The following is a 24008-nucleotide window of genomic DNA, read 5'->3' as shown; positions in this document are numbered from 1 at the left end:
AGACTTGGGTCAAGGATTTCACGGGTATCATAATCAATCTCTTCATAACGGATATCTGCCGTTGGTAAGTCTAGAGCCTGTGGAGAAACTAATGGAACACTAGTTATTGGTGAGCTCAGAATCGCTGAAGTTAAGTCATTAAATGCTAAAGCTTTTTGTAAAATATTTAATTTAACAGCTCTAACGTTTGTTGCTTTTTTATAAAATTGTTGCCTAGCGGCAATTACTGCCAATTGAGTTTGTTTTTCAGAATCACTAATAGAAGAATTTTCAAAAATTTCAGAAGAAATGTCCTTTATTTTTTTTATTTCAGCAAGATCTTTTATAACAGCAATCTTCAAATCTTCAAGTAATAATTGATCATCCCATAAATTCTGAATAGGTTTTTTTTGAGCCAATTGTTGATAGCGTTCTTTTTTAAATTGAATCCATTGATTATTATAACTACCTTTAAGAATGCTAGCAAAAGCTGCTTGGTCGCTATTATATTTATCACTTAAATAATCAACAAAAGCATCCCAACCTTTCCAACCTAAAATTTCATAAGCATGCCTTTTAAAAGAAATGTCTCCAACAGTATTTTTACCATCTAAAGCCACTTGACTACCATAGAAACTTTCTAATAACGGTACTTGATTATATTGATTATGTTTAAGATTTAGAATAAAAGGAGAAGTTCCAGTCGCGATAAATTGACCACTAACAGCATTTTTTTCTACCAAATCTTCGATAGTCATAGGATTACCCAATTGGATATTGTCGGTAGCTTTATCAAATGGAATAATGGCATCATTTGAAGACGTTTGATGTGATCCTAATTGTTGTCTTTCACTGTCATTGATTGCTGAAACTTGTTCAATATGATTAAAGTAAATATTTTTTTCCCTTGGACTAAGAACATTTAAGGCAGCTTCTGCCTCTTTGACCTCCAAATAGGCAACTAAATCCATTAGATTTTTCATGTAAGTCTCTAATTTTATTCTAGTATTCTGAGGTTGAGAAGCCTGAACTCTGTTAGTTTTATTTCCAATCGGAATTGTAGTATTCAGTGAAAATACTGGTTTAAATTCTCCGTCTTTACCTTCTTGTGTATTATCAATATCCTCAAAAAGTCCTCTAGCATAAACTTCTGGTCCTTGTCCTGATCTTCTACCATGTTCGTTATATTTACCCCCAAATAAACGCTCTTCATCATTTGCATGAGTCATTTCATGAGTAAATAGTCCAAGACCAGACAAATCTTTTGCCATAAATAAAGTTTCAAATGATCTAATACTGCTAGCACTTTGTTTTTGACCACCTAAACCAACTCCTGATTTAGAATAAGACTGCCACAAACGCATAGGATTAAAGAAGTGAACAACAGCAATATCTGCTAAATCCCCTTCATTTGATGACCAAGTTCTAGTGCCGTCTTTATGATAAATATACATACTATCTAAAGCTTCGGTAAATGGGACTTGTGTTCCAGGTTTTTTGACTGTATCAAGAAACTGTAACCAATTTTCTTGGTAATTAACAATATCATTGAAAAAGGGTTCGTTAATTTGTTCGCTTCCGCGTTGATGAAAATAATTTTCTATTTCAGGATAATCTTTTGTATAAGTAGCAATCAAACCAATAGTGATACTATTACTAGTCCCTGCTATGTACAGCCCTTTTCCTTGAGATAAAATCGGTAATAAATAATGAGATTTATGATTTTTAATCGAGGAATAAACATTATTTCCTCTACTTGCACCAACTAAAGCCTCCGTTCTTTCTTCAAAATAAGAAGATGGATCTTTGTGTTTTTCAATAGCTAATTTTTCAAATAAATCAATTGGTGAACTTGTCCCAGTGTATTGGCCAATTTTGTGTGTCTTAAAATGGGTTTCATTTAACGACAAAGCCATCTGTCTTTTATCATTAACTCGAGCACCATAAGATAACAATCTTTGATAAGCCGTTTCAGGTCCCTTTTTGATAGCACCAATACTTTCTGGTGAAAAAACTAATCGTTGAGGTAAATCTTCTTCAAATGAGTATTGTTCTTGTAAAAATAAAATTCCTCTAAATAATTGATGGAGATCTTGTTTTAATTGTTTAATCGTAAGATGAGGTTGACTTTCTAAGATACCTTCATTATTTGTTGGCATTAAAATATTTTGAAAATTTTTCTTAGCTTTTTGGGCTAACGATGCTAAGTGGTAGTCATCATATAATTCTTCATTTGCTTTTTGAATGGCCATTTCCCATGCTTGTTGGATTAATGCCATATTATCAAAATTTTCTTGACTTTTTTGTGCTTCTTGTCGTAGTTTAATGATAATTGGTGAAAAATACTTAGTAATTTCCTGCGGTTTAAAATCTTTTGATGATTGCTTTTTCTTTGTAAAATCCCTAATTGCAATTTCAGGAGCTGTCTTTTCAAAATCTGATAATAATAAATTTTTTAAAGCCACTTTTTTAGTAGCATTTAATTGCTCAATTACTATTTCATCAGAAAATTCCGTTACATTTCCATCAATAAAATCAATAGCATTTTGAGATTTATCCATTGATTCTTGGACCTTAAAAAACTGAGTCAGTGGATTTGATTTTTTTTCATTTGTCTCAAGAGAAATATTAGTATTAGAATTTTCTAAAATATCTATTTTATTAATATCAACATCTAATTCCTGAGATAAATCTTTAGATGACTCAATAGCATCTTGATTCTCAATATTTAAATCATGTACAATCTCATTTTCTTGATTTTCACTAATAACTTGATCTAATTTGTCATTTAACTCAATTTTTTCATATTCACCTATCTGTTGATGAATATTAGTTATTTTTGAATCATTAACAGTATCATCAGCTGAAACCTGAACAATCAAAAAAGAAAAACCTATACAGATTGAAGCTACACCTGTAGTTAATTTTTTAATAGAAAATTGTTGCTTTTTCTCTCTCATTCAAAACTCCTAGGTTAATATATTATTATTTACTTTAAATATCATATACTGATAAATAACAATTGTCAAGATTTGTTTTTTATTCAGGTAATAATACTTTTTTATAAAAAATAATCATTTTCACCTTTATAGTTAAAAAAAAAGTAATGGCCAATGCCATTACTTTTTTTCATATTATTCAACACGTGATTTAGCTAAATTTTCCTTAACATTCTCAGTTCCATCAACGACTGCATCTTTAGCTTTATTAGCAGTATCAGATGCCAGTTCACCAGTTGATTGAGCTACATTAGAGAGACGATCTTGAAGAGAAACTTTATTTTTCTCAAATTCTTCTTTTGTTTGAATATCAACAACGTTAATATTAACCTCAACTACTTCAAGATGAGTCATCTTTTCAACGTTCTTAGCAATAACTGCTTTCATTTCATCAGCAATTTTTGGAATATCTTTATCGTATTCTACAATGATATTTAAATCAACAGCGACTTGTTTTTTTCCAACTTCAACGTTAACACCATCTGTTACTGATTCAGAGTTAACCAATTTTTCCTTAAGGTTTGAGAAGAACCCACCATCAACAGACAATAGACCTTCAATTGTTTTTAGGGCATGACCAACAATTTTTTTGATAACTTGTTCTTCATAAGACACCTCACCTTTTAAAACTGAAGTTGTTGCTTGTTTGTTTTTATTTGTTTCGTTAGACATATATTTTCTCACTTTTCTTTTTATTTTTCTTTAGTTTCTTATAAAACACGTGGCTCAGTTGGTTCAGCTACTTTCTCCAAAGAACCACTAACACCTGATTTAAGTTTACCAAATTGCTCTGAGGTTGCTTCACCTGTGGCGCTTGCTACTCCTGAAACACGATCTTGTAAACTCACTGAGTCTGATTCATGTTGTTCTTTAGTCTTAATGTCAACAACTTTAACATTGACTTCAACAACATCCAAATCAGTCATTTCTTTAACTTCTTTTTCGATAATTGATTTAATATTACGATAAACTGTTGGCACATGTTTTTGATATTCTACAATGATATTCAAATCCACTGCTACTTGTTTAGTCCCAACTTCAACATGAACACCATCAGTTACTGATTCAGTATTGACTAATTTATCTTTAATATTTGAAAAGAAACCACCGTCTACTGCTAAAAGACCATCAATAGAAGCTATTGCAATACCAATAATCTTCTCGATAACTCTTTCTTCATAAGTCAATTCACCTCTGATGTCACTAACCTGTTTAGGGGTTTCTGTAACAACTGTTGATTTTACTTCATTCGCCATCTTTTTCTCCTTTTAACGATTTTTGTTAATAAACTTATCTAAGAGACCTGTTGTTTTTAAATAAAAACCAACAAAGGCTCCCAAACCAATACAAATCAATAATAACAAGGTTTTAAAAAAACCAACTGATATAATAAAAACTGCCATAAGGAGGCCTACAATTCCTCCCAAAATTGGGTATTTATATTTTTCAAAAAGTTCCATTTTTTCTCCTAATTTCTACTAAATAACACGTGGTGCAACAGGTTCTTTGTCAGGTGCTTTAATCTTTTTAACTGATATTTCAAATTTTACAGACTGGTTTAAGCCAAAGAACTCTTTCAATCCTTTTTCGATATCAGCCTTAATTTGACTCACCTCTGGAATAACATTAACTCTTGACTCAAGAGTTCCTGATACAATTACTTTGAATTTACGCTTATATAATTTAACAGAAACATTAGGAGTTTCCATTATTTCTTTGTTGTTAATCAAAGAGCGAACGAAACCTTCTATTGCTGACTTACTCAGTAACAAAGTTCCTTGTTTTTCTTTCAAATCAATCTCAGTTTTAGTTCTTGGGTAGAACAATACGACTAAAATAGCAATAATGATGACAACAAATAGTACCAATGATACCCAAAAAAGATATTGTGAAACAAGTCCACCTTTAAATATAGATAGATATGAAGGAAGTTCTATCTGAAATTGTAGCCAATCCATATAATTGGGTAAGACTACACTATGAGCATTTATAAGAATAACTGCTCCTAGAAAAGTCAAAACTACTATTCCTATCAAAAAACTAATAATTTTAGCTAATTTAGACATTCGTTATAAATTTCCTCCTATTTTGATTTCAATTTAGAAACCACTAATACTAAGATAACTGCACCAATAATTGATGGAATAACTGCCATACCTGCTAACATTGGTCCCCAATTACCTAATAATAATTGACCAATAAATGATCCGACAAGTCCAGCAACAACATTTGCTACTAAGCCCATTGAATCTCCCTTTTTAGTAATAGCTCCAGCAATAGCTCCGATAATACCGCCTACAATTAATGACCAAATTAATCCCATTATTTTTCTCCTTTTGATATAAATATTTTCTAAATTATATAAATTTATATAATTAGGCTTTAGTTAAAGACTATACAATAATTGTAGTCTTTTTTTAAATAATAGTCAATTAATATGCTCAATAAATGTTTGTTTTCAACTTTGATGTTTTTGAAATATTTTATAATAATTCAAAAAAAGAATAAACTTATTTTTAAGATTAAATATTTATTTTTATTTGATGATAAAAATGTTGATATATTCTATACTTTTACGAACTGTTTTAGAAATGATTTTCAATATTAAAATTGGTGTATAAAATATATTGAGTAATCATCTCTTTTATTGTAAAATATATACTATATACAAAAAGGAGATAAAATGGACATAAAAAAAACATTATCAAAAGCGGTGATTTTATCATTGGCCTCTGGGGCTGTTTTAGTGACTCAAGATAATTTAATTGCTCTTGACAATCCTTTTGTCATTACTGCTTTTGCAGATAGCCAAGTGGATAATCATCAAATTAATAAGAACGCTTTATCATTTATAAAAAACTACGCTGAACCAGGTTCATACACACATTGGGATGAAAACCTATCTGGTTTAATTATGACAAAAGCCCAAGAAGAAGAACTAAATGCTTTTGTCAGAAATCACATCATTAAAAATCCAAATGACAGTGATATTGAAAAGGCTAAGCATATTTTTAATTGGATTACTAGTAATGTCAGATATGCTAGTGGCAATCAAAATCCAAAAGCTAATCCTTATGATGTTATGAAAGAAAAAATCGCCGTTTGTGGTGGTTACTCTAATCTTTATAAGGCTATGTTAAATGCCGTTGGTATTCCTTCTATTATTGTATATGGAACTATTCCATCAGGAAGTACAGTCAATAATTTATCTTTAGACCCTGCTCACCAATGGAATGCCATGTATATTGATGGTGAATGGCATTATTCTGATAGCACCTGGGGAAATGGTTATTTCAAAAAATCAATAGCTGAATTTTCAAAAGACCATAAAACCACAAATATTCATAGGGTCTCATACAATGATGATCAATTAACAATTGGTTTTGAAAATAGTGGGTTATCCGTTATTAATATTAGCAGTCAAGATGAACAAATTACAATTCCAAGCACTTCTAATGACTCTCCTATTATTGCATTGTCAGTTCAACTGTCAGCTAATAATAAAACTCTTAAAAAAATGGTTCTTGGAGAAAATATTAAACACTTTGAATCTGCCGCTCTTGATTTTGAAAACTTAGAATCAATTGAAGTATCACCACAAAATAAATGGTACAGTACCAACGAGGGAGTTCTTTTTTCAAAAGATTTATCAACAATTGTTTATTATCCTAAAAATAAAAAAGAAACAGTTTTCACTATTCCAAAAGAAACAAGAATTTACGATGAAAAACAAACCTTTCAAAATCCTTATCTAACCAGTTTTATAGTTGAGGAGGGTAATCCTAATTTTTCAGCTTACAAAGGAAGCTTATTTAATAAAGAACAAACAAAATTACTTACTGTTGCCGAAGGTGCTTCTGAAGTTACTATTCCTGGGTCAGTCTTATTAGATAATATTGCATTATCTTTCAAGCCAAACTTAGAAACAGTTACTTTAGAAGAAGGTATTACTACTATTCCTGATTATGTATTTAATGGATCTGAACATTTGACAACTGTTAACATCCCTGACTCAGTTACCACTATTAGTGACAATGCTTTTTGGGGGATATCAACTAATCAACTAACACTTGTTGGTGGTGAACAATCAAAAGCCAAAGAATTTGCACAACGACATAAGATTGCCTTTCGTTCTCATCAAGCAGATGACCAAATTGCTGATGATGAGGAGACTGAAAGAAAATTGGAAAAATTAATTAGCGATGTTAATCACGTTAAAGAAATGGATTATACCATTGAAAGTTATATAACATTTCGAAATAGGGTTTCTGAATTAACTTCCCTACTAGCCAGGGATTCTTTTACTGTGAACGAATTAGACAGCTTAATTGAAAGTATTTATCAAGCTTACGCTAATCTTGTTCCCAAAGAGAGCATTGAAAAACAACTATTAAATGAATTTTTAGTAGCTAAAGAAGCTTACGAAACTATTAAAGAAGGGATTGACCCAAATGTCCCACTTTCTCGCCAAACCTTAGAAAAATTAAATAAAGCAACAATTACTTATAATAACGCTCTTGAAGTCGCTAAAGAAGTTATTAAAGATGCCACTATTTTAGAACAATTAAATGTTTATAATACTATTGATGAACAACCTATTGAATGGGTTGTACCAAATGCTGCACCTAAATCTGAGGATGCACCCGAATTCAATGGTAAATTAGAAGAAAAAGTTCCTGAAAATGCACCAACTGCTGAAGACGCACCTAACATTTTGTGGAATACTTCTCAAAACCCACCTACTACTGAAGACTTGCCAAGTATTGAATGGAATATCCCTCAAAATGCACCAACTTTAGAAGATTTGCCTGAATTTAATGGTCTATTAGAGGAGAGAGTCCCTGAAACAAGCCCAATTACTGAAAGTCTACCAGAATTTGATGGTGCTTTAATTGAAAAAAAACCTGACGTGGTAATAACTATTGAAGATAAACCGAGCATTGAATGGAATACTTCTCAAAACCCACCTACTACTGAAAACCTACCGAGTGTAGAATGGGATATCCCTCAGAATGCGCCAATAACTGAAGACTTGCCAAATATTGAATGGGTTATCCCTCAGAATGCGCCAACTTTAGAAGATTTGCCTGAATTTAATGATTCATTAGTAAGCAAGATTGCTGAAGCGGCACCAATAGCTGATGATTTGCCGCCGTTTAATGAACCCTTAATTGAAAAAGTTCCTATGGTGGCACCATCTGTTGAAGATAATCCTAGTATTGAATTGAGAAACTCTGAAAAAGTTTCACATATTGAACAAGCAATAGCAGAATCAAAAGTGCCTAAAAACAATTTAAGCACTGAAGATAAACAAGAATTTAAAGGAAAATTAACTGAAAAAGAAAGTTCAGGAAATGATACTTTCAAACATGAAAAAGCTAAAGAGACACTTCCTAAAACTGGTGATTTAAATCAATTCTCTCCTTTAGCAATTTTAGCTCTCATTAGTAGTGTAGTAATAGGAATTCTAAGTAAGAAAAAGCAAAATAATTAATTGTTTCATAACAAAACCTCAGTACTTATTGATACTGAGGTTTTGAGTTTTTATTCTAACATATTGATAATATTTTTTTTAATTTTACTATAAAAGAATAGAGAAATAAACATTGATACGACTTCTGCGACAAAAAAGGCCCACCAAACATTGTTAACATTTCCTGTTAAAGATAATAGCCATGCTGCTGGACTAAGAATTATTAATTGCCGAAATAATGATGTCATTAAAGAGTAAATGCTTTTTGAAAATGCAGCAAAAACACCACTAATTGTTATCCCAACAGCTGCCATTGGAAATGATAAGGCTATTATTTGTAAAGCTGAAATTCCAATAGCTTCCATTTTCGTACTAGCATTGAATAATGACAACAATTCTTTTGGAAATAATTCTAAAATAATTAAACCTATAACCATAAGTGTAATGGCTAAGAGCATTGCAAATTCCACAGCTTCATCAATTCTATTTTTTTGTCGAGCACCATAATTATAAGATAAAACAGGAACTAAGCCACCATTTAAGCCAAAAAGAGGCATAAAAAAGAAGCTTTGCAATTTAAAATATATTCCAAAAACAGCAACTGCTGTCGTAGAAAAACCTAACAATATCTGATTCATAATCAATAACATTAGTGAACCAATAGATACCATTAAAGTTGATGGTATACTGACAGAGTATATTTTTACAATAGTTGATTTAATAGGATGTAGAATACTTTTTAAAGATAATGTAATTTCTTTATTATACTTAATATTGAAGTATAGGGCTAATAATGAAGCCATTGCTTGTGCCATAATGGTTGCAATAGCTGCTCCTGCAATGCCCATCCCTGGAATACCAAAAAAACCAAAAATTAAAATCGGATCTAAGATAATGTTTATAATTGCTCCAAATACTTGAGAATACATACTAAGAACAGTTCTCCCAGTTGATTGTAGCAAACGCTCAAATGTTATTTGGGCAAAAGCACAAAAACTAAATACACAGATAATTGTTATGTAAGATTGGCCATACTCAGCAATTATCTCGTTTGAAGTTTGAAGTAACATTAATGGTCTGATAGCAAAAAGACCTAACACAAGAAAAAGGAGAGAGTGACAGATATTTAAAAAAATGCCAGTGTTTGCAGCATTACTAGCACCAATTAGATCCTTTTCACCTAATTTCTTTGACAAAAGGGCATTCATACCAACTCCCGTTCCGGCAGCTACGGCTATTCTTAAGTTTTGCACTGGAAAAGCTAATGAAATGGCTGCTAAAGCATTTTCATTGATTTGAGCCACAAACATACTATCAATAATGTTGTATAGAGCTTGTACCAACATTGAAAACATAATAGGCAATGAAATATTAAGAATTAATCGTTTTATGGACATCGTGCCCATTTTATTCGAATTTGATATTTGAGTAATTGAAAACACCTACCATTCTAATCATTAAAATACTAAATAAATATATCACATTTCAATTTAAAATTCATCAAATTTTTTTCTTAGCAATTTAAAAAACTCAAATCAAAATAATAAAATTTAATTAAAACACATTTATGATAAGTTCATATAAATAAAGAACCACCACAAATAAACTTATAAAAGAAAATAAATCTTAATGAACGTTTTGGATTTAAAGTGATTTAATCATCTTATCAATTTTTAGAATTGCAATAATCAAAAAAAAACCATGTAAAGTAATTCAAAATCCATTCATTTTAAAACATATCGCTTTACAAATAAAATAATTAAGGATATAATTATTTCATATTCTAAATAATTTTAAGGAGAAATTTTATGACTAAAAAAATTCTTTTCATCGTTGGATCATTACGTAAAGAATCATTTAACCAGCAACTTGCTAAAGAGGCTGAGGCTCTACTTTCTGGAAAAGCTGAAGTGTCTTACTTAGATTACTCTGAGGTACCTGTCTTTAACCAAGACATAGAATTAACAGATCTTCCAGCTATTTCAAAAGTACGTGATGAGATTCTAGCTTCGGATGCTATTTGGATTTTCTCTCCAATTTATAACTTTGCTGTTCCAGGAGCTGTTAAAAATCTTTTTGATTGGCTATCACGTGCTTTAGATCTTTCTGATCCAACTGGACCATCTGCAATTAACCAAAAAACAATAACTGTTTCTTCAGTTGGAAATGGTGGACATGAGCCTATGTTTGATGAGTACAATAAAATGCTTTCGTTTATCCGCACAAATGTTGTTGGTGATTTTACTGCATCTAAAATCAACCCTGAAGCTTGGCAAACTGGTAAACTAGAAATTTCAGATGATGTAAAAGAAAATCTAAAAAAACAAGCTAATACTCTTCTTGAAGCAATCAACTAAGTGACAAACACTTTCAACCGGCTCTCTCAAAAATGGCAATTTAATTTAATAAAAGGATTGTGTTTAATCTTAAAAACGAAAGATAAACATTATATTTTCCTCAAAGGACTAGATCTGTATTTTACAGATTAGTCCTTTTAGTTTTCTTTTTATTAATTTGTTATTGTAGTTTTTCTGATAATTAGATATAGCTATCTTAAATACTACAAGAAAAACATCCTTATTTCTTCTATAGAGCATTTCTGATTCCTAATTTCAAAAAATGTTATTCTGCATTTTCATGATTTTAAAAAAATTGTGAGTTTTAGGATAGATTTCTGCCTTAGGATCAATCTTAAAAAATACTTTACGAATTTTTTTGATTGGTCACTCTATTAATTCTTATAATAATTAGATAATAGAAATTTTCATAACTTAATTTATATATTTAAACTCTACCTTATTATTAATTTCGTTTGAATTTCTACTTATACAAGTAAATTTCATCAATTTAATCATAACGGACATTATAAGTAATTTATTTTTAAAAAAAACAGACCTACAAATGTAGGTCTGTTTGGATACTTAAAGATTTATTTATTATTCATCTTCATCATCGTCTTCACTAAAAAGCACATCATTAACATGTTGAATATTTGTTGTACCAAATTCGACAAGATCAACATCCTGATCTAATAAAACACCATTCAAGAAACCGATAACCATTGGCATATTCATACCTACATAGAAATCAAATTTCTTACCTTCAAGCATCATTCTTGAAACAACGTTTGCTGGTGTTCCACCAAGGAGGTCTGCAAAAACAACAACGTTTTCAAGACCTTCAACAACTGCTTCTAATTTTTGACGAAAATCATCTGGGCCTTCTTCTGGTAAAAGGCTAACCGCATGAATATTTTCTTGAGGGCCCATAATCATCTCTGTGCTTTTTTTCAATTCTTCACAGAATAAACCGTGACTAACTAAAACTAAGTGTTTACTCACTCGATTCGCCTCCTAATTAGACTGTAAAGATTTCAAAACCAAAGAAGTTAGTAATAAGTTTTGAACCGATAGCGATTGCAATAACAATAAAGATTGCTCTTGTTGATGTCATACCTTTACGGCCAAGTAACCAGTAAACAAATCCTGCAAACATAGCTGGTACAAGTCTTGGGAAGATTTTGTCAAGAGTGCTTTGAAGATCAAATGTAACACCACCAAAGTCTTGAGCAAAACCAAATTTAAAGTTAATCATTGTTGCGATAAGTGCACCGACCATGAATACCCCAAGAACAGTTGCAGCATCAGTAAGAGCTGATAATCTGTGTTGCATTGTTGTAACAAGGTTTACCCCTTCTTTGTAAGCAAACTCTAATTGTTTCCAACGGAAAACGTTGATTACCATAGTAACAGCTACCCATAGGAAAATACCAACTGGATTTCCTTCAATAGCAAGACCAGCAGCCAAACCACCCATGATAGCTGGTACAGTTGCAGCAAATAAAGCATCACCAATTGCAGCAAATGGGCCCATCAAACCTGTTTTGATACCAGTAACAGTATCTTTTGATGCAGTACCTTCATTTTCTTCCAAGGCAAGGTCGATACCAGTAACAATTGTGTGGAAGAAGTTTGAAGTGTTAAAGAATTGTGTATGTGTACGCATCATTTCTAACAATTCAGGAGTATTATCTCCATACATTTTACGAAGTTGTGGCAAGATCATGTAAAGGTATCCTGATGCTTGCATACGCTCATAGTTCCATCCTAATTGGAAAGTAAATAAACTACGACGATTAACTTGATTAAAATCAGCTTTTGTTAATTTGTAATTAGATTTCGTCATCTTCAATTTCCCCACTTTCTGATTGAGTAGAAGCTACTGCTACTGGTGCATTAACTGCATTTTGGTAGCTGATTCCTGCTAACGCAAAACCGATTATAGCAATACCGATCATTGGAAGACCGTTAAATTGTGCACCACCTAATGCTTCTGCAATTTCTGATACAACACCTACACCACCAGCAAGAGTACCGATGTATCCGTAAAGAGTTGTAAGCATAGCAGTAATAGCAAAACCTAAACCAAGATATAGAAGGTTTTTCTTAACTGGAAGGTAACGAAGTAAGATAGCAAAACCGACACCAGGAAGCATTTTACCAGCAAGGATAAGACCATCAGCCATCCATTGTGCGTTATTAGTAATCCAGTCAGAGATATTTCCAACAGCATCTCCACCAAGTGCAAGCGCTAAGAATACTGGAAGCGCACGAGAAAGTGCCCAAGGAATTGCACCTAATAGGTAGTTAATTTCAATTCCTTTATAGTTGAAGTTTTCAACATGTTTGTCAATACGGTGTGCGAAGTAAGTAGTTGAGAAACGACCTAATACGTCTGTGTATACCATAAGTGCCGCAACAGGTACCGCAATCGCTGAGATTGCAAGTTCTCTGTCCATTCCTGTACCAACTGAGAACGCAGTTGCAAGAAGAGCTCCTGAAGTTGCGTCGATACGAGAAGCACCACCAAAGGTACCTACACCAAGAACAACGAGTTGTAAGCTACCACCGATATAAAGACCAGTAGTTACATCTCCCATTACAAGACCTGCGATAAAACCTGAGAATACAGGTGAACCAGCAGATGAAACAATTGTTAACTCATCACAGATTTGGTATGCTGAGTAAAGAGTTAAAAGTAAAATTTGCCACCATTGAATCATGGTTGTTTCCTCCTTTTATTTGGATAAAAATTATAACTTATTAAGTAAAGGCATGAAGTCGTTGATTGGATCACTTGGAACCATTTGAGCAGTTAAGTGAACACCTTTAGCGTCAAGTGCTTTGAATGCTTCAATATCACTATCTACGACATTAATGCTACGTGTAACAGAACGAGTTTCTTCTGTTTGAGACATGTTTCCTACATTTAATTCAGTCAATGGTACACCGTACTCAACTAAACGTAAGAAGCGATCAGGTCTTCTAGCTACAATAAGTAAACGTTGTGCGTCATACTTACCGGCCATAATGTTGTTAGCTGCTTTCTCAACAGGTAAAACACTTAATTTTACACCTGGTGGGACAGCTAATTTAAGACCCGCTTTTTCGATAGCATTCTCAGCAACTTCATCATCGATTACCATAATTCTAGTAATTCCTAAAGAAGTTGACCAAAGGTTTGCTACTTGACCATGAATTAAACGACCGTCAATTCTTGAACCAATAATTGCCATGATTTTCCTCACTTTTCTTTTTTTTATAATATTACAGGTTGTTCTGAAAAAGTTATACTTTCCATAAATTGTCCCTCAGTTTCGAAGACAACAATTTCATTATCTCCCTGCTTTAAGTATCCATGTGGTAAATAAAGAGAAAGTATAGGTCCTTTATTCCAGAAACGACCAATATTAACATTGTTTACAAAGACAACACCTTTTCCAAATCCAGTCAAGTCAAGATAAGTATCTTTTACATCATCTAAGGTGATATGGTATTTATAAAAACTCGGAGTTCCTTCTTGCCACTCTTGATTAAAATCAACTTTAGAGAGATTTTCAAGTGGTAATGGATATATTTTCCAATTACCAATATAATGCAAGTCGGCTATAACACCTCTACCCAGACCTTTTCTCTGTGTAGGTGCAGTTAATTTATGTCCATAATTAACTCGACCCATGTTTTCTACCAATATCTTTAGATGCGTTTCGTTACTTTGCGGTGTAAATAAAATATCCTCACCAATTTCTTCTTGATATTGTGTTGTCACTAACTTATCATCAGCATAAAGTTTTATCCTATCTCTAGCATCGATAACACGTAATTTTTCTTCATCTGTTTTATCATTTTCAATGACAGTGTGATAAAGAGTGTAACCAGTGTTTTGACCAATTTCTTCCATATTCAATGGATAGAAAGAAGAGACGTAATCGCTTTCATTTTCAATCAATGAAAACAGACTCACTTTATCTTTCAACTCAGCTTTATCATAAGCTTTTGCCTCTTTAATGAGAGGATTACTATATGATAATTCTGGAAATCTTTTTTTCATAAGATTTTGAAGAGCGTAAAATTTCTTACTTGGATTTCCTGCTTCATCTAAAATAGCATCATAATCATAAGATGTTACTTGTGGTAAGTCTTTTTGACCTCTTGCTGAACATCCATTCATAAAACCAAAATTGGTTCCCCCATGAAACATGTATAAATTGACACTGCCAATTTCTAAAGCATCCATAACAGATTGAGCTAATTCATCTGGGTCACGTCTTATGACTTCTTCACCCCAACGATTAAACCATCCATCCCAAAATTCCATACACATGAGCGGCCATTTTTTGCCGTGTTCATCAAAGAAATCTTGCATCATTTTAAAGTTTTCTTTTGCTTTAGAACCAAAGTTTCCAGTTGGCAATATATCATCTTCTATCAAGCTTCCTGCTCTTAAAGTAGCTCGCCACGGACCATCTGATGTGAAAAATGGTGCATCAATGCCTCTTTTTTCCATCAATTTTTTAATTGCTCTTAGATATTCTTTTTCTTCCCCATATGAGCCATATTCATTTTCGATTTGGAACATTAAAATGTTTCCTCCTCGATTCAATTGACGTTTTGCTAGTTTAGGGATGAGAAACTCATAGTAATCATCAACATGTTGCAAATAAGTAGGATCAGCCGTACGAATACGAATGTTTTCTTTAAGAAGCCATGCTGGTAGACCACCAAATTCCCATTCTGCACAAATAAATGGTGAAGGGCGAACAATCGCATATAAACCAAGTTCTTGTGATAAGTCTAAGAATCTTTCAATATCAAGAATGCCTTCAGATGTAAACTGTCCTTTTTGAGGTTCATGCATATTCCAAGGAATATAAGTCTCAACAGTATTAAACCCTAAAGCCTTTAGATTATATAGAGATTGATACCAATCATCTGGATGAACTCGAAAATAGTGAATACTACCAGACATAATTTTGATAGGTTTATCGTCTATATAAAATTGATCAGAAATCTTAAACTGAGGCAAACACTTCACCTCCCATTTCTTTTTAATTTTTACATTATTATATTAACATATCTGAGTGGTTATATCAAGTTATTTTTTCAAAAAATTATTTTCTATGTTACTTTTTTAAAAAATATTTAGTATAATAATAATTATAAAAGAGATTTTTAAAAACCAATTTAATGGATTCGCTTACATTTTTTTAAGTTAGGGAGTGATGTAATATGAAAATACCTAAATACCAAATGATTCAAGATGAACTTCGCCAACAGATTATTAATGGTAATTTTGAAAATGGTGATAAATTTTATACAGAATTAGAACTAAGAAAAATTTATAAGGTCAGTTCTATTACTGTCATTCGTGCTATGAATGAACTTGTTAAAGATGGGTATTTGGTTCGCCAACAAGGAAAAGGGACTTTTGTTTCTCGCTCAAGAAAGGGAAAATTGGTTGGCTTTTCAGATATTGAAGTCTTTCCATTAAAAAATGATATCGTCACTGTTCTTTCTATTGAAAAAGGGAATGACCCTGACTATATTAATAAATTAGAATTGGCTAAAAACGATTTTTACTATAAAATAGTAAGACTAAGAAAAGCTGACAAACAACCATACATCTACCAACAATCTTATATTCCAGCACGCTATGTTTTAAATCCTAATAAACCTTTATCTCATTATAATTCTATATATAAACGTTTTAAAGAAGATTTTAATATTCATATGTCTGAGGAACCCTTTGTTGAAACAAACGAAGTCAGCCTTCCTACTCCTAAACATATCGCTAGTAGCTTGAAATTAAAAACAAATGAACCAAGTATAAAGCAAATTAAATTAACTAAACGTAGTAATAGTGAAGAAGTTCTAGAGTATATTGAAAGCTATAAACATTGGAAATACTTTAAATTTGAAATTACTGCAAATGGGCAATAAAAAAACTGGCTTGACCAGTTTTTTTTATTTTTTATTTGTATTCATGAATGATAACGCCTTTAACAACACGGTTAACTGTCCCTGTTTTAGAAGGAGTATCAGGAGTGTTTTTAACTTTCACAGCCGTCATGAGTGAAATCATTTGAGCGACAAAAACATCTGCTAGACTAAGATAAGCGTCGTGAAGAATGATATCAGATTTCAACTCAAAAGTATCACCTGAGAAAGTTAAATCACCTTTTTGTCCAACAGCAAGTGTTTTAAGAGCGATTTGATCACCATAAACTTCCTCAATTAAATCCAAATCGTATTGTCTTGTGTAAGGATTGTTATGAATGAAATCAATTAGAAGAGTTTTCTCATTAACAAATGATTTTGGTCCATGTCTAAAGCCCATTGAAGAGTCAAACATAGTAGCCACTTTACCAGCTGTTAATTCAAGAATCTTAAGTTGTGCTTCTCTTGTTAAACCAGATAATGAACCAGACCCTAGATAAACGATACGATCAAAGTCTAAATCAACAATAGCTTTGATAACATCTTCTCTATCAAGAATGTCATGAGTAATCTCTGCTAAATAATTAACAAAAATTTCTTTTTCAGCTAATGAATGCTTAGTGTCAAAGGTTAATAAAGTTGTTAGTAACATACATGAGAAGCTACCAGTCATTGCAAAACCTGCATCGTTAGATAACTCAGGCATTAATAACAGAAGATTTTTATCATCACCTTCAGCATTTTTGGCTAATTGCCCTTCTTTAGCACATGTAATTGTAAGGTGGAAAACTGACGGCACTAATTGGTTAGCTAATTGAACAGCTGCAACACTTTCTGGGCTATTTCCACTACGAGCAAATGAAACAAGAAGAAGTGTTTCGTCTTCAAAAAGATGTTCATAAGGAACAGAAGCTAAATCAGTCGTTCCTACACTTTCAAAAATAAAACGGCTTCGATCACCATTTTGTTTTAAAAATGGTAAAACTGTATCTCCGACATATTGAGAAGTTCCAGCTCCAGTAAAAATTACTTTCACGCGCTTATTAGGGCTAGCCGCCTTCACTTTCTCCAAGAAAGCCATTATTTCTTCTTGTCGTTGTTTATATGAGTCAAAAGCCTCTTGCCAAAGCTCAGGCTGTTGCTTGATTTCTTTGGTTGTAATCTTAGCACCTAATTTTTCTAATTGTTCATCACTATATTGAAACATTATTTTCTCCTTTTTATTTTTATTTCTGATAGTTATCAGTTAGGTTTTATGATGTGTGATTTTGTATCTAAATTGGTCAGCACGTGCAATACTAAAAGTAAACTCAATGATATGATTTTTTGTATTAAACGTTTTGCGGATAATATGCAAAACAGGACTTCCTGATTTAATCTTTAAAAATTTGGCCTCACGGTCAAGTGCAATGCTGGCAAAAAATTCTTCTTCTGCTGTCCTTATGGTCTGACTATAATCATCAGAGAAAATCTCATAAAGAGGTTTTTGAGAGACACGTTCATACTTTAAATTTTTAAAAATATCCTTTGGAATATAGGAACGCTCTACCATCATCGGTACATCATCAGCAATTCGCAATCGTTCAATCTCGTAGACTATATCATTTTGAGAAATATTTAGCTGCTTAGCAATATAATCTGAAGCCTTAACCTCACTAAAAGAGAGAATTTTAGTTTTAGGAACTTTCCCTAAATTTCTCATATGATCAGTAAAACTGTAAGATGCTGATAAGTCAACTGTACCACCGCTAGTTTCAGCTACAAATGTCCCTTTACCATGCTTTTTATAGATTAAACCTCTGGTTTCTAATTCCTGCAAGGCCAATCTTACTGTCATTCGACTGACACCATATTGATTGGTTAATTCACGCTCAGACAATAATTTATCATTGGGAGAAAACAACTCTTTTATCTTTTTGGCTAGTGTATCAGCTAGTTGTAAATACAACGGTTTGTCACTCATCGTTTTCTCCTTTCATCGCCTGGTTATAACCACACTTCCAGTATAATATATTAATATAAAGTAGTCAAGAGGAAAATGAGATTTCAAAGAAAATTTTTAATCTTTCAAACTCTTATTTAATCAATAAGATAACGCTTTCAATCGGAGAGCAATCTCTCTAATTTTTCAAAATAGTCCAAAGTATTTCTAATTCTTTTTCAGAGGTAAGTTTAATTGATAAAGCTGGCAAATTAGTCCTAACAAAATAAGTCATCTTGAAACTTGATGATTTGGCATACAATGACCATCTTTTAAGTGACATAAATTTCTAATATCGCTAATGCCGCTACAATGCTAGTGTAACTTTTTTGTGAGATCATTTTTACCCCTTTTCAAATAGTGTTTTTGCTAGTCTTATCGCTAGTTGACCAATTTCATCCTTTCTTTCCAAGTCGGCATGATTACTAAGGCTTCTTTCATCCCAAACCTCAGCATCTAGGTTGTCAGCTGAATAAAAGAGTTGCGCATGGTTAATTTCTCTAAATTGACTCATAGCAGCAATCGCCGAGCATTCCATATCAACACAAATGGCTCCTTCTAACTTTCTTTGTTTCATTTTGGCAGCTGTTTCTCGGTAAATACCATCTGTTGTCCAAACCTTTCCTATTTGATAAGAAACTTTTTCCTCATTAAAAAAGGTTGTCATTTCAGAAAGAAAGTCTTTATTAACTGATACTTCGCAACTACTTTTTAAATAATGATAGCTAGTCCCCTCATCTCTAATAGCAGAGTTTGGTATGATAATAGAGGTTTCTTCAATAGTAGCATCTAAAACACCACATGTCCCAAATACCAACAAATTCTTCATTCCCATAGCAATCAAATCCTCAAGTACAGCAACACAACCAGCTGCACCAACATAGGAGTTAAAAAAACCAATCCGAGTTTCTTCTATTGTTAAAACATAGATTGGTATCTCCATATTAGCCATTGTTGTTGTCGTTAGGACTTGATGAGGAAACTGATGCAACAATCTTTTAAAGGTCTCACGCGCAAAACAAGTAATAACGGTACAAGGAAAATCTTTAATTGGAGCAATAATATCTTCTGGATTAATAATTGCTTTTTTTGCTTCATCAAATTCTGTTAAAATCATTGGCAAGTCTCCCACTTTTATTTGTTCTATCATATCAAAAAGAGAATAAAAAAAAAAGTCTCGTTTAGTAGGTGACTTCTTTTTTTATATATTTTTTTGTTTCATTTCTGAATCTTGATAAACCAGCTTATTTTTTAAGCCATTTGATAAATAAAGAACTTGATCAGTGGTTAAGATGAGAACTTCTATTCCCTCTAAAGTATCTACTATCGCCAATATTTCTTTAGGTGTCTTAGTATACAAACGACTGGACCAAATTTCTCCATCTAAAGAGTCTTTTGAAATAATCGTCAAACTGATAATATTTGTGGTTAAAGGATAACCTGTTTGTCGGTCAATCAGGTGATGAAAACTTTTGCCATCAATCATTGATTGTCTTTCATAGGTACCCGAAGTGACAACTGATTGGTTTTTTAAACTTAACACAACACTATCTTCCTCTTTTTTATGGTAAGGATTTCTGATACCAACGCGCCAATAACCATCAGCACTATTTGGATTGTCGCCATATAAAAGAACATTTCCCCCAAGATTTATAACTGCTGAGGTGACCTTGTTTTTTTGATAACAAGCTTTTAGCTTATCAGCAGTATAACCTTTAGCAAGGGCACCAAGATCTAGAGCCATTCCTTTTTGGGCTAGAAAAACCGCTTTTTTAGTCTCATCTAATCTAATCTGATGAGGATTAGTCAGAGCTAAAGCCTTTTTAATGGCAACAGACGTTGGTTTCTTAGCATCTTGAAAACCAATACGCCATTGGCGAATAACACTGCCTAAAGCAATGTTTAAACCACTATCTTCTGATAAACTATGGGTTTTGCCGATGCTTATCAATTCAAACAAATCAGGATGGACTTGTTTAGGCTGATGCCCAGCATTAAGATTGATGGCTGTTAGTTCTGATTTACTGCTGTGAGCACTAAAACGCTTTTCATACTCTTTTAAAAGTTTTTCTGATTGCTTCATTATATCAGATGGATTGGTGGCTGTGATCGATAAATCAATCACCGTTCCCATCATTTTAAACCGTTTAGATATCTGTTTAATCATGTTAGTCCTTTTAAAAAATTCTGTTTAGAAGTGATTCTACACTGCTTGGGAGCTTGTTTTGTTATTAATAGTCAATGATTATGAATTCTAAAAAGACTTAATCGTTTTCTTCAAAAAAAATAGTTATTATTTTTTAGAAGAGTGTTGGGATAAAAAGGTTAAAATTGCTTTTCATGTCTACGCAGTCGACATCCAAACAGACATTTACATCTATGTCCTTTTTTTGAACCTTTTAGGTCAAAATCACTCTTTTCAATAAAGACAAAATGCTTGAAAAAGTGCTTAAAATAAAGGATTCTTAGCCTTTCTTTCGTTGTAGTCTCACTACCGCCTCGGTTCTTGCAGTATGAGGAAACATGTCTACTGATTGAATGTACTTAACATCATAAACACTGACTAGTTTCACCAAGTCTCTTGCCAAGGTAGAAACATTACAAGAGACATAGACCATTTTTTCTGGTTTATAAGTAGTGATTATCTTTAATAGCTTATCATCTAATCCCGTTCTTGGAGGATCTACAATTAAAGCAGTTGCCCGGTAACCTTCACTGTACCATTTTGGGATAATCTCTTCTGCTTTACCTGCTTCGTAATAGGTATTGTTAAAACCCATTTGTCTAGCATTGTTTTTTGCATCATGGATTGCTTCTTTGATGATATCCATCCCTCTCACAGAAGCCACCTTGTCAGCAAAAGCAAAGCCAATGGTCCCAACACCACAATAAGCATCTATGAGATGATCTTTTTTCGACACATCTAATGCCTTAACAGCTTCTTGATAAAGAATCTTTGTCTGTTCTGGATTCAGTTGATAAAAAGCTCTTGGCGATAGAGAAAACTGGTAATCAAGAACACCCTCAGTAATACTTTCTTGTCCCCATAATAGACTTGTTTTGTCACCATAAATATCACTTTTTTTAGAAGTATTGATATTCATGGAAACTGTTTTAATGTCTTTGAATTCATCAGTCAAGACCTTAACAATAGGTATAAAATCAAGGACTTTACTAGTGACAAACATAATTTGAACTTGATTGGTCTCCCTTGCTTTTCTAATCATGACCGTTCTAACACCAGCAGTTTTTCGTTCATCATAGATAGGAAAATGAAACTCTTCTAATAATTCCGAAATTCGATTGATGATAATTTGTGTCATTTTATCTTGAACAAGACAATCCCTAATCTCTACAAGACGATGAGAATTTTCCGCAAAAAGTCCCGCATGAACACTCTGGCCAAAGCGTCTGGTCTGAAATTGCAACTTAGCACGGTAATGCTTTGGTTCTTTCATCCCAATTGTAGGTCTAATTTCAAAATGCTCAAAGCCCTGAGGCTTAAATTTTTTCAAGGCTTGCTTTAAAAGATCTGTCTTAAAAACTAATTGCTTATCATAACGAAGATGCATGATTTGACAACCACCACACTCTTCATAAATAGAACATTCTGGTACCACACGAAATTTTGAGTTTTTATTGATTTTAAGCAATTTAGCCTCAGCAAAATGACGCTTTACTGCGGTAATTTGGCAAAAAACATCCTCTCCTTTTAAGGCTCCTCTGACAAAAACCAATGTTTTCTTGTAAAAACCAATGCCTTCTCCGTTGATTCCCATTTTTTTAATTTTTAAAGGAATTCTTTGTTTTACTGTTAAATTCATGCTTCTATTTTACCATTTTGATATAATAAAAACATGAAAATTAGTCGATTAGAAAAGAAAAAACGCCTTTATCTGCTGGAATTAGATAAAAAAGAACAACTTTACATCACAGAAGATACTATTGTTCGCTTTATGCTGACCAAAAATAAATCTATTAATGAAAAAGAGTTGGAGGAGATTAAAAATTTTGCCCAGTTTTCTTATGGTAAAAATCTTGCAATTTATCTTTTATCATTTAAACTGCGAACTGAAAGAGAAGTTTTTGACTATCTTGTAAAACATGACATTAAAAAAACTAGTATTCCTACTATTATCCAACAATTAAAAGAAGAAAATTGGCTTAATGATCAAAAGTACATAGAAACTTTTATTGAACAATCTCTTAAATCTGGTAATAAAGGACCTTATATATTAACTCAAAAACTAAAGCAAAAAGGCTTAGACGAAAAAATAATTGAACAAACCATTGAGAAATATGATTTTACAGAAGTAGCTGAAAAAACAGCTCAAAAACTTTTAAGAAAATACGAAAGCCGACTTCCTGTTAATGCCTTAAAAGACAAGATTACTCAATCTCTTACTACCAAAGGGTTTTCTTACACTGATGCAAAAATAGCATTTGATACATTAACTATTGAGAATGATGACGAAAATGATGCGACTTTAATTCAAAAAGAAACAGAAAAACAATATCGAAAATATAGCAGGAGATACGATGGTTATGAATTAAAGCAAAAACTCATGCAAGCTCTTGTGAGAAAAGGTTTTGATTATGATCGCATTAAAACAGTACTTCGTGACTATCTTGACTTATAATTTCACAAAGCGTGCGTTTTCGAATAAATTGTGATAGACTAGTTAAGGACAACGTTAATTGTAGAAAGTTGGTAGGCCATGAAAATTCCTAAAGAAGGCGACTTTATTACAATTCAAAGTTATAAACATGATGGCAGCTTACATCGGACGTGGCGTGAAACAATGGTTCTTAAAATAACCGAGAATGCTATTATTGGCGTAAACGACCATACTTTAGTCACTGAAAATGATGGTAGACGTTGGGTAACAAGAGAACCAGCTATTGTCTATTTTCATAAAAAATATTGGTTTAATATCATTGCTATGATTAGAGATAATGGCATCTCCTACTATTGTAACCTAGCAAGTCCTTATGTTTTAGATGCTGAGGCTCTAAAATATATTGATTATGATTTAGACGTTAAAGTCTTTGCAGATGGGGAGAAAAAATTGTTAGATGTTGATGAGTATGAAAATCATAAAAAAAAGATGAATTATTCATCTGATATCGATTTTATTCTGAAAGAAAATGTCAAAATATTAGTTGACTGGATTAATAATCAAAAAGGTCCATTTTCTCAATCCTATGTTAATATTTGGTATAAGCGTTATCTTAGACTGAAGAATAAATAAAGTTGTCAAGCACCTATTAATCATAGGTGCTTTTTCAATAAAAAAAGA

The 24008-nt window shown here is 32.4% G+C and carries 23 protein-coding genes; 5 read left to right on the top strand and 18 right to left on the bottom strand.

The genetic code is table 11. The annotated features are described in order from the left end of the window. The 6 genes from A3I1_RS0105395 to A3I1_RS0105370 all read right to left on the bottom strand — a co-directional run. The coding region (locus A3I1_RS0105395) for a ZmpA/ZmpB/ZmpC family metallo-endopeptidase (RefSeq protein WP_018370261.1) at window positions 1-2939 on the bottom strand (2939 nt) is incomplete at its 3' end. Window positions 2940-3113: 174 nt separating this feature from the next. Next, a complete protein-coding gene (locus tag A3I1_RS0105390) occupies window positions 3114-3650 on the bottom strand; it encodes an Asp23/Gls24 family envelope stress response protein (protein WP_018370260.1) in 537 nt (178 codons plus the stop codon). A gap of 38 nt (window positions 3651-3688) precedes the next feature. Then, window positions 3689-4234, bottom strand: coding sequence for an Asp23/Gls24 family envelope stress response protein (locus A3I1_RS0105385; RefSeq protein WP_018370259.1), 546 nt, complete (start codon window positions 4232-4234; stop codon window positions 3689-3691). Window positions 4235-4246: 12 nt separating this feature from the next. Further along, window positions 4247-4438: a DUF2273 domain-containing protein gene (locus tag A3I1_RS0105380; protein ID WP_018370258.1), complete on the bottom strand. Its 192-nt coding sequence runs from the start codon at window positions 4436-4438 to the stop codon at window positions 4247-4249. Between the two features lie 18 nt (window positions 4439-4456). Continuing rightward, entirely contained in the window at window positions 4457-5044 is a 588-nt protein-coding gene (amaP, locus tag A3I1_RS0105375) for an alkaline shock response membrane anchor protein AmaP (RefSeq protein WP_018370257.1), read from the bottom strand. A 17-nt stretch (window positions 5045-5061) separates the two neighbouring features. Then, the gene (locus tag A3I1_RS0105370) at window positions 5062-5301 is read right to left on the bottom strand and encodes a GlsB/YeaQ/YmgE family stress response membrane protein (RefSeq protein WP_018370256.1); all 240 of its coding nucleotides are present in this window, start codon (window positions 5299-5301) and stop codon (window positions 5062-5064) included. A 360-nt stretch (window positions 5302-5661) separates the two neighbouring features. On the opposite strand from A3I1_RS0105370, the gene A3I1_RS0105365 reads away from it, so the two are divergent. After that, complete coding sequence (locus A3I1_RS0105365; protein ID WP_018370255.1) at window positions 5662-8472, top strand: transglutaminase domain-containing protein; 2811 nt, start codon at window positions 5662-5664, stop codon at window positions 8470-8472. Between the two features lie 50 nt (window positions 8473-8522). Here A3I1_RS0105365 and A3I1_RS0105360 read toward each other — a convergent pair whose 3' ends face one another. Beyond that, window positions 8523-9848 carry an MATE family efflux transporter gene (locus A3I1_RS0105360; RefSeq protein ID WP_233275095.1) on the bottom strand — a complete coding sequence of 442 codons (1326 nt, stop codon included), beginning with the start codon at window positions 9846-9848 and terminating at the stop codon, window positions 8523-8525. Between the two features lie 411 nt (window positions 9849-10259). Here A3I1_RS0105360 and A3I1_RS0105355 point away from each other — a divergent pair, with 411 nt between their 5' ends. Beyond that, window positions 10260-10808, top strand: a complete 549-nt coding sequence (locus A3I1_RS0105355; RefSeq protein ID WP_018370253.1) for an NADPH-dependent FMN reductase — start codon at window positions 10260-10262, stop codon at window positions 10806-10808. A gap of 579 nt (window positions 10809-11387) precedes the next feature. Here the strand turns inward: A3I1_RS0105355 and A3I1_RS0105350 are convergent. Genes A3I1_RS0105350 through A3I1_RS0105330 form a run of 5 tightly spaced genes read right to left on the bottom strand, consistent with a single transcriptional unit; the run spans window position 11388 to window position 15816 of the window. Continuing rightward, entirely contained in the window at window positions 11388-11792 is a 405-nt protein-coding gene (locus tag A3I1_RS0105350) for a PTS sugar transporter subunit IIA (protein WP_018370252.1), read from the bottom strand. Between the two features lie 16 nt (window positions 11793-11808). Further along, window positions 11809-12636, bottom strand: coding sequence for a PTS system mannose/fructose/sorbose family transporter subunit IID (locus A3I1_RS0105345; RefSeq protein WP_018370251.1), 828 nt, complete (start codon window positions 12634-12636; stop codon window positions 11809-11811). Continuing rightward, window positions 12623-13513, bottom strand: coding sequence for a PTS mannose/fructose/sorbose/N-acetylgalactosamine transporter subunit IIC (locus A3I1_RS0105340; RefSeq protein ID WP_018370250.1), 891 nt, complete (start codon window positions 13511-13513; stop codon window positions 12623-12625). The genes A3I1_RS0105345 and A3I1_RS0105340 overlap by 14 nt, the downstream gene beginning before the upstream one ends. Before the next feature lie 30 nt (window positions 13514-13543). Beyond that, on the bottom strand, window positions 13544-14026 hold the full coding sequence (locus tag A3I1_RS0105335) for a PTS sugar transporter subunit IIB (RefSeq protein WP_018370249.1): 483 nt from the start codon (window positions 14024-14026) through the stop codon (window positions 13544-13546). 23 nt (window positions 14027-14049) lie between these two features. After that, on the bottom strand, window positions 14050-15816 hold the full coding sequence (locus A3I1_RS0105330; RefSeq protein ID WP_018370248.1) for a glycoside hydrolase family 35 protein: 1767 nt from the start codon (window positions 15814-15816) through the stop codon (window positions 14050-14052). Window positions 15817-16019: 203 nt separating this feature from the next. Here A3I1_RS0105330 and A3I1_RS0105325 point away from each other — a divergent pair, with 203 nt between their 5' ends. Continuing rightward, the gene (locus A3I1_RS0105325; protein ID WP_018370247.1) at window positions 16020-16730 is read left to right on the top strand and encodes a GntR family transcriptional regulator; all 711 of its coding nucleotides are present in this window, start codon (window positions 16020-16022) and stop codon (window positions 16728-16730) included. 31 nt (window positions 16731-16761) lie between these two features. On the opposite strand, the gene A3I1_RS0105320 is transcribed toward A3I1_RS0105325, so the two are convergent. The 6 genes from A3I1_RS0105320 to rlmD form a co-directional block, all read right to left on the bottom strand. Then, window positions 16762-17934, bottom strand: a complete 1173-nt coding sequence (locus tag A3I1_RS0105320) for an SIS domain-containing protein (RefSeq protein ID WP_018370246.1) — start codon at window positions 17932-17934, stop codon at window positions 16762-16764. Between the two features lie 39 nt (window positions 17935-17973). Then, window positions 17974-18690, bottom strand: a complete 717-nt coding sequence (locus tag A3I1_RS0105315) for a GntR family transcriptional regulator (RefSeq protein ID WP_018370245.1) — start codon at window positions 18688-18690, stop codon at window positions 17974-17976. Window positions 18691-18847: 157 nt separating this feature from the next. Next, window positions 18848-18991, bottom strand: a complete 144-nt coding sequence (locus tag A3I1_RS08525; RefSeq protein WP_169332635.1) for an NUDIX hydrolase — start codon at window positions 18989-18991, stop codon at window positions 18848-18850. A gap of 60 nt (window positions 18992-19051) precedes the next feature. Then, complete coding sequence (locus tag A3I1_RS0105310; RefSeq protein WP_018370244.1) at window positions 19052-19825, bottom strand: nucleoside phosphorylase; 774 nt, start codon at window positions 19823-19825, stop codon at window positions 19052-19054. An 84-nt stretch (window positions 19826-19909) separates the two neighbouring features. After that, window positions 19910-20875, bottom strand: a complete 966-nt coding sequence (locus A3I1_RS0105305) for an FAD:protein FMN transferase (RefSeq protein WP_018370243.1) — start codon at window positions 20873-20875, stop codon at window positions 19910-19912. Window positions 20876-21173: 298 nt separating this feature from the next. Beyond that, window positions 21174-22532 (bottom strand): 23S rRNA (uracil(1939)-C(5))-methyltransferase RlmD, encoded by a 1359-nt coding sequence (rlmD, locus tag A3I1_RS0105300; RefSeq protein ID WP_018370242.1) that lies wholly within the window; start codon window positions 22530-22532, stop codon window positions 21174-21176. Window positions 22533-22565: 33 nt separating this feature from the next. Between rlmD and recX the strand changes: the two genes are divergently transcribed. Together recX and ntdP are read left to right on the top strand one after the other, a co-directional pair. After that, entirely contained in the window at window positions 22566-23348 is a 783-nt protein-coding gene (gene recX / locus A3I1_RS0105295; protein ID WP_018370241.1) for a recombination regulator RecX, read from the top strand. Between the two features lie 78 nt (window positions 23349-23426). Beyond that, complete coding sequence (gene ntdP, locus A3I1_RS0105290) at window positions 23427-23960, top strand: nucleoside tri-diphosphate phosphatase (protein WP_018370240.1); 534 nt, start codon at window positions 23427-23429, stop codon at window positions 23958-23960. Window positions 23961-24008: the final 48 nt, after the last annotated feature.

Source organism: Streptococcus marimammalium DSM 18627 (genome assembly GCF_000380045.1).
GTDB classification, from domain to species: Bacteria; Bacillota; Bacilli; order Lactobacillales; family Streptococcaceae; genus Streptococcus; species Streptococcus marimammalium.
This window is presented reverse-complemented; position numbering and strand designations above follow the sequence as displayed.

Excerpts from the sequence above, each read along its gene's own strand:
- A3I1_RS0105390 (WP_018370260.1), bottom strand. The coding sequence starts at position 3,650 with ATGTCTAACGAAACAAATAAAAACAAACAAGCAACAACTTCAGTTTTA.
- A3I1_RS0105385 (WP_018370259.1), bottom strand. The coding sequence starts at position 4,234 with ATGGCGAATGAAGTAAAATCAACAGTTGTTACAGAAACCCCTAAACAG.
- A3I1_RS0105380 (WP_018370258.1), bottom strand. The coding sequence starts at position 4,438 with ATGGAACTTTTTGAAAAATATAAATACCCAATTTTGGGAGGAATTGTA.
- amaP (WP_018370257.1), bottom strand. The coding sequence starts at position 5,044 with ATGTCTAAATTAGCTAAAATTATTAGTTTTTTGATAGGAATAGTAGTT.
- A3I1_RS0105370 (WP_018370256.1), bottom strand. The coding sequence starts at position 5,301 with ATGGGATTAATTTGGTCATTAATTGTAGGCGGTATTATCGGAGCTATT.
- A3I1_RS0105365 (WP_018370255.1), top strand. The coding sequence starts at position 5,662 with ATGGACATAAAAAAAACATTATCAAAAGCGGTGATTTTATCATTGGCC.
- A3I1_RS0105360 (WP_233275095.1), bottom strand. The coding sequence starts at position 9,848 with ATGTCCATAAAACGATTAATTCTTAATATTTCATTGCCTATTATGTTT.
- A3I1_RS0105355 (WP_018370253.1), top strand. The coding sequence starts at position 10,260 with ATGACTAAAAAAATTCTTTTCATCGTTGGATCATTACGTAAAGAATCA.
- A3I1_RS0105345 (WP_018370251.1), bottom strand. The coding sequence starts at position 12,636 with ATGACGAAATCTAATTACAAATTAACAAAAGCTGATTTTAATCAAGTT.
- A3I1_RS0105340 (WP_018370250.1), bottom strand. The coding sequence starts at position 13,513 with ATGATTCAATGGTGGCAAATTTTACTTTTAACTCTTTACTCAGCATAC.
- A3I1_RS0105335 (WP_018370249.1), bottom strand. The coding sequence starts at position 14,026 with ATGGCAATTATTGGTTCAAGAATTGACGGTCGTTTAATTCATGGTCAA.
- A3I1_RS0105325 (WP_018370247.1), top strand. The coding sequence starts at position 16,020 with ATGAAAATACCTAAATACCAAATGATTCAAGATGAACTTCGCCAACAG.
- A3I1_RS0105320 (WP_018370246.1), bottom strand. The coding sequence starts at position 17,934 with ATGTTTCAATATAGTGATGAACAATTAGAAAAATTAGGTGCTAAGATT.
- A3I1_RS0105315 (WP_018370245.1), bottom strand. The coding sequence starts at position 18,690 with ATGAGTGACAAACCGTTGTATTTACAACTAGCTGATACACTAGCCAAA.
- A3I1_RS08525 (WP_169332635.1), bottom strand. The coding sequence starts at position 18,991 with ATGTCACTTAAAAGATGGTCATTGTATGCCAAATCATCAAGTTTCAAG.
- A3I1_RS0105310 (WP_018370244.1), bottom strand. The coding sequence starts at position 19,825 with ATGATTTTAACAGAATTTGATGAAGCAAAAAAAGCAATTATTAATCCA.
- A3I1_RS0105305 (WP_018370243.1), bottom strand. The coding sequence starts at position 20,875 with ATGATTAAACAGATATCTAAACGGTTTAAAATGATGGGAACGGTGATT.
- rlmD (WP_018370242.1), bottom strand. The coding sequence starts at position 22,532 with ATGAATTTAACAGTAAAACAAAGAATTCCTTTAAAAATTAAAAAAATG.
- recX (WP_018370241.1), top strand. The coding sequence starts at position 22,566 with ATGAAAATTAGTCGATTAGAAAAGAAAAAACGCCTTTATCTGCTGGAA.
- ntdP (WP_018370240.1), top strand. The coding sequence starts at position 23,427 with ATGAAAATTCCTAAAGAAGGCGACTTTATTACAATTCAAAGTTATAAA.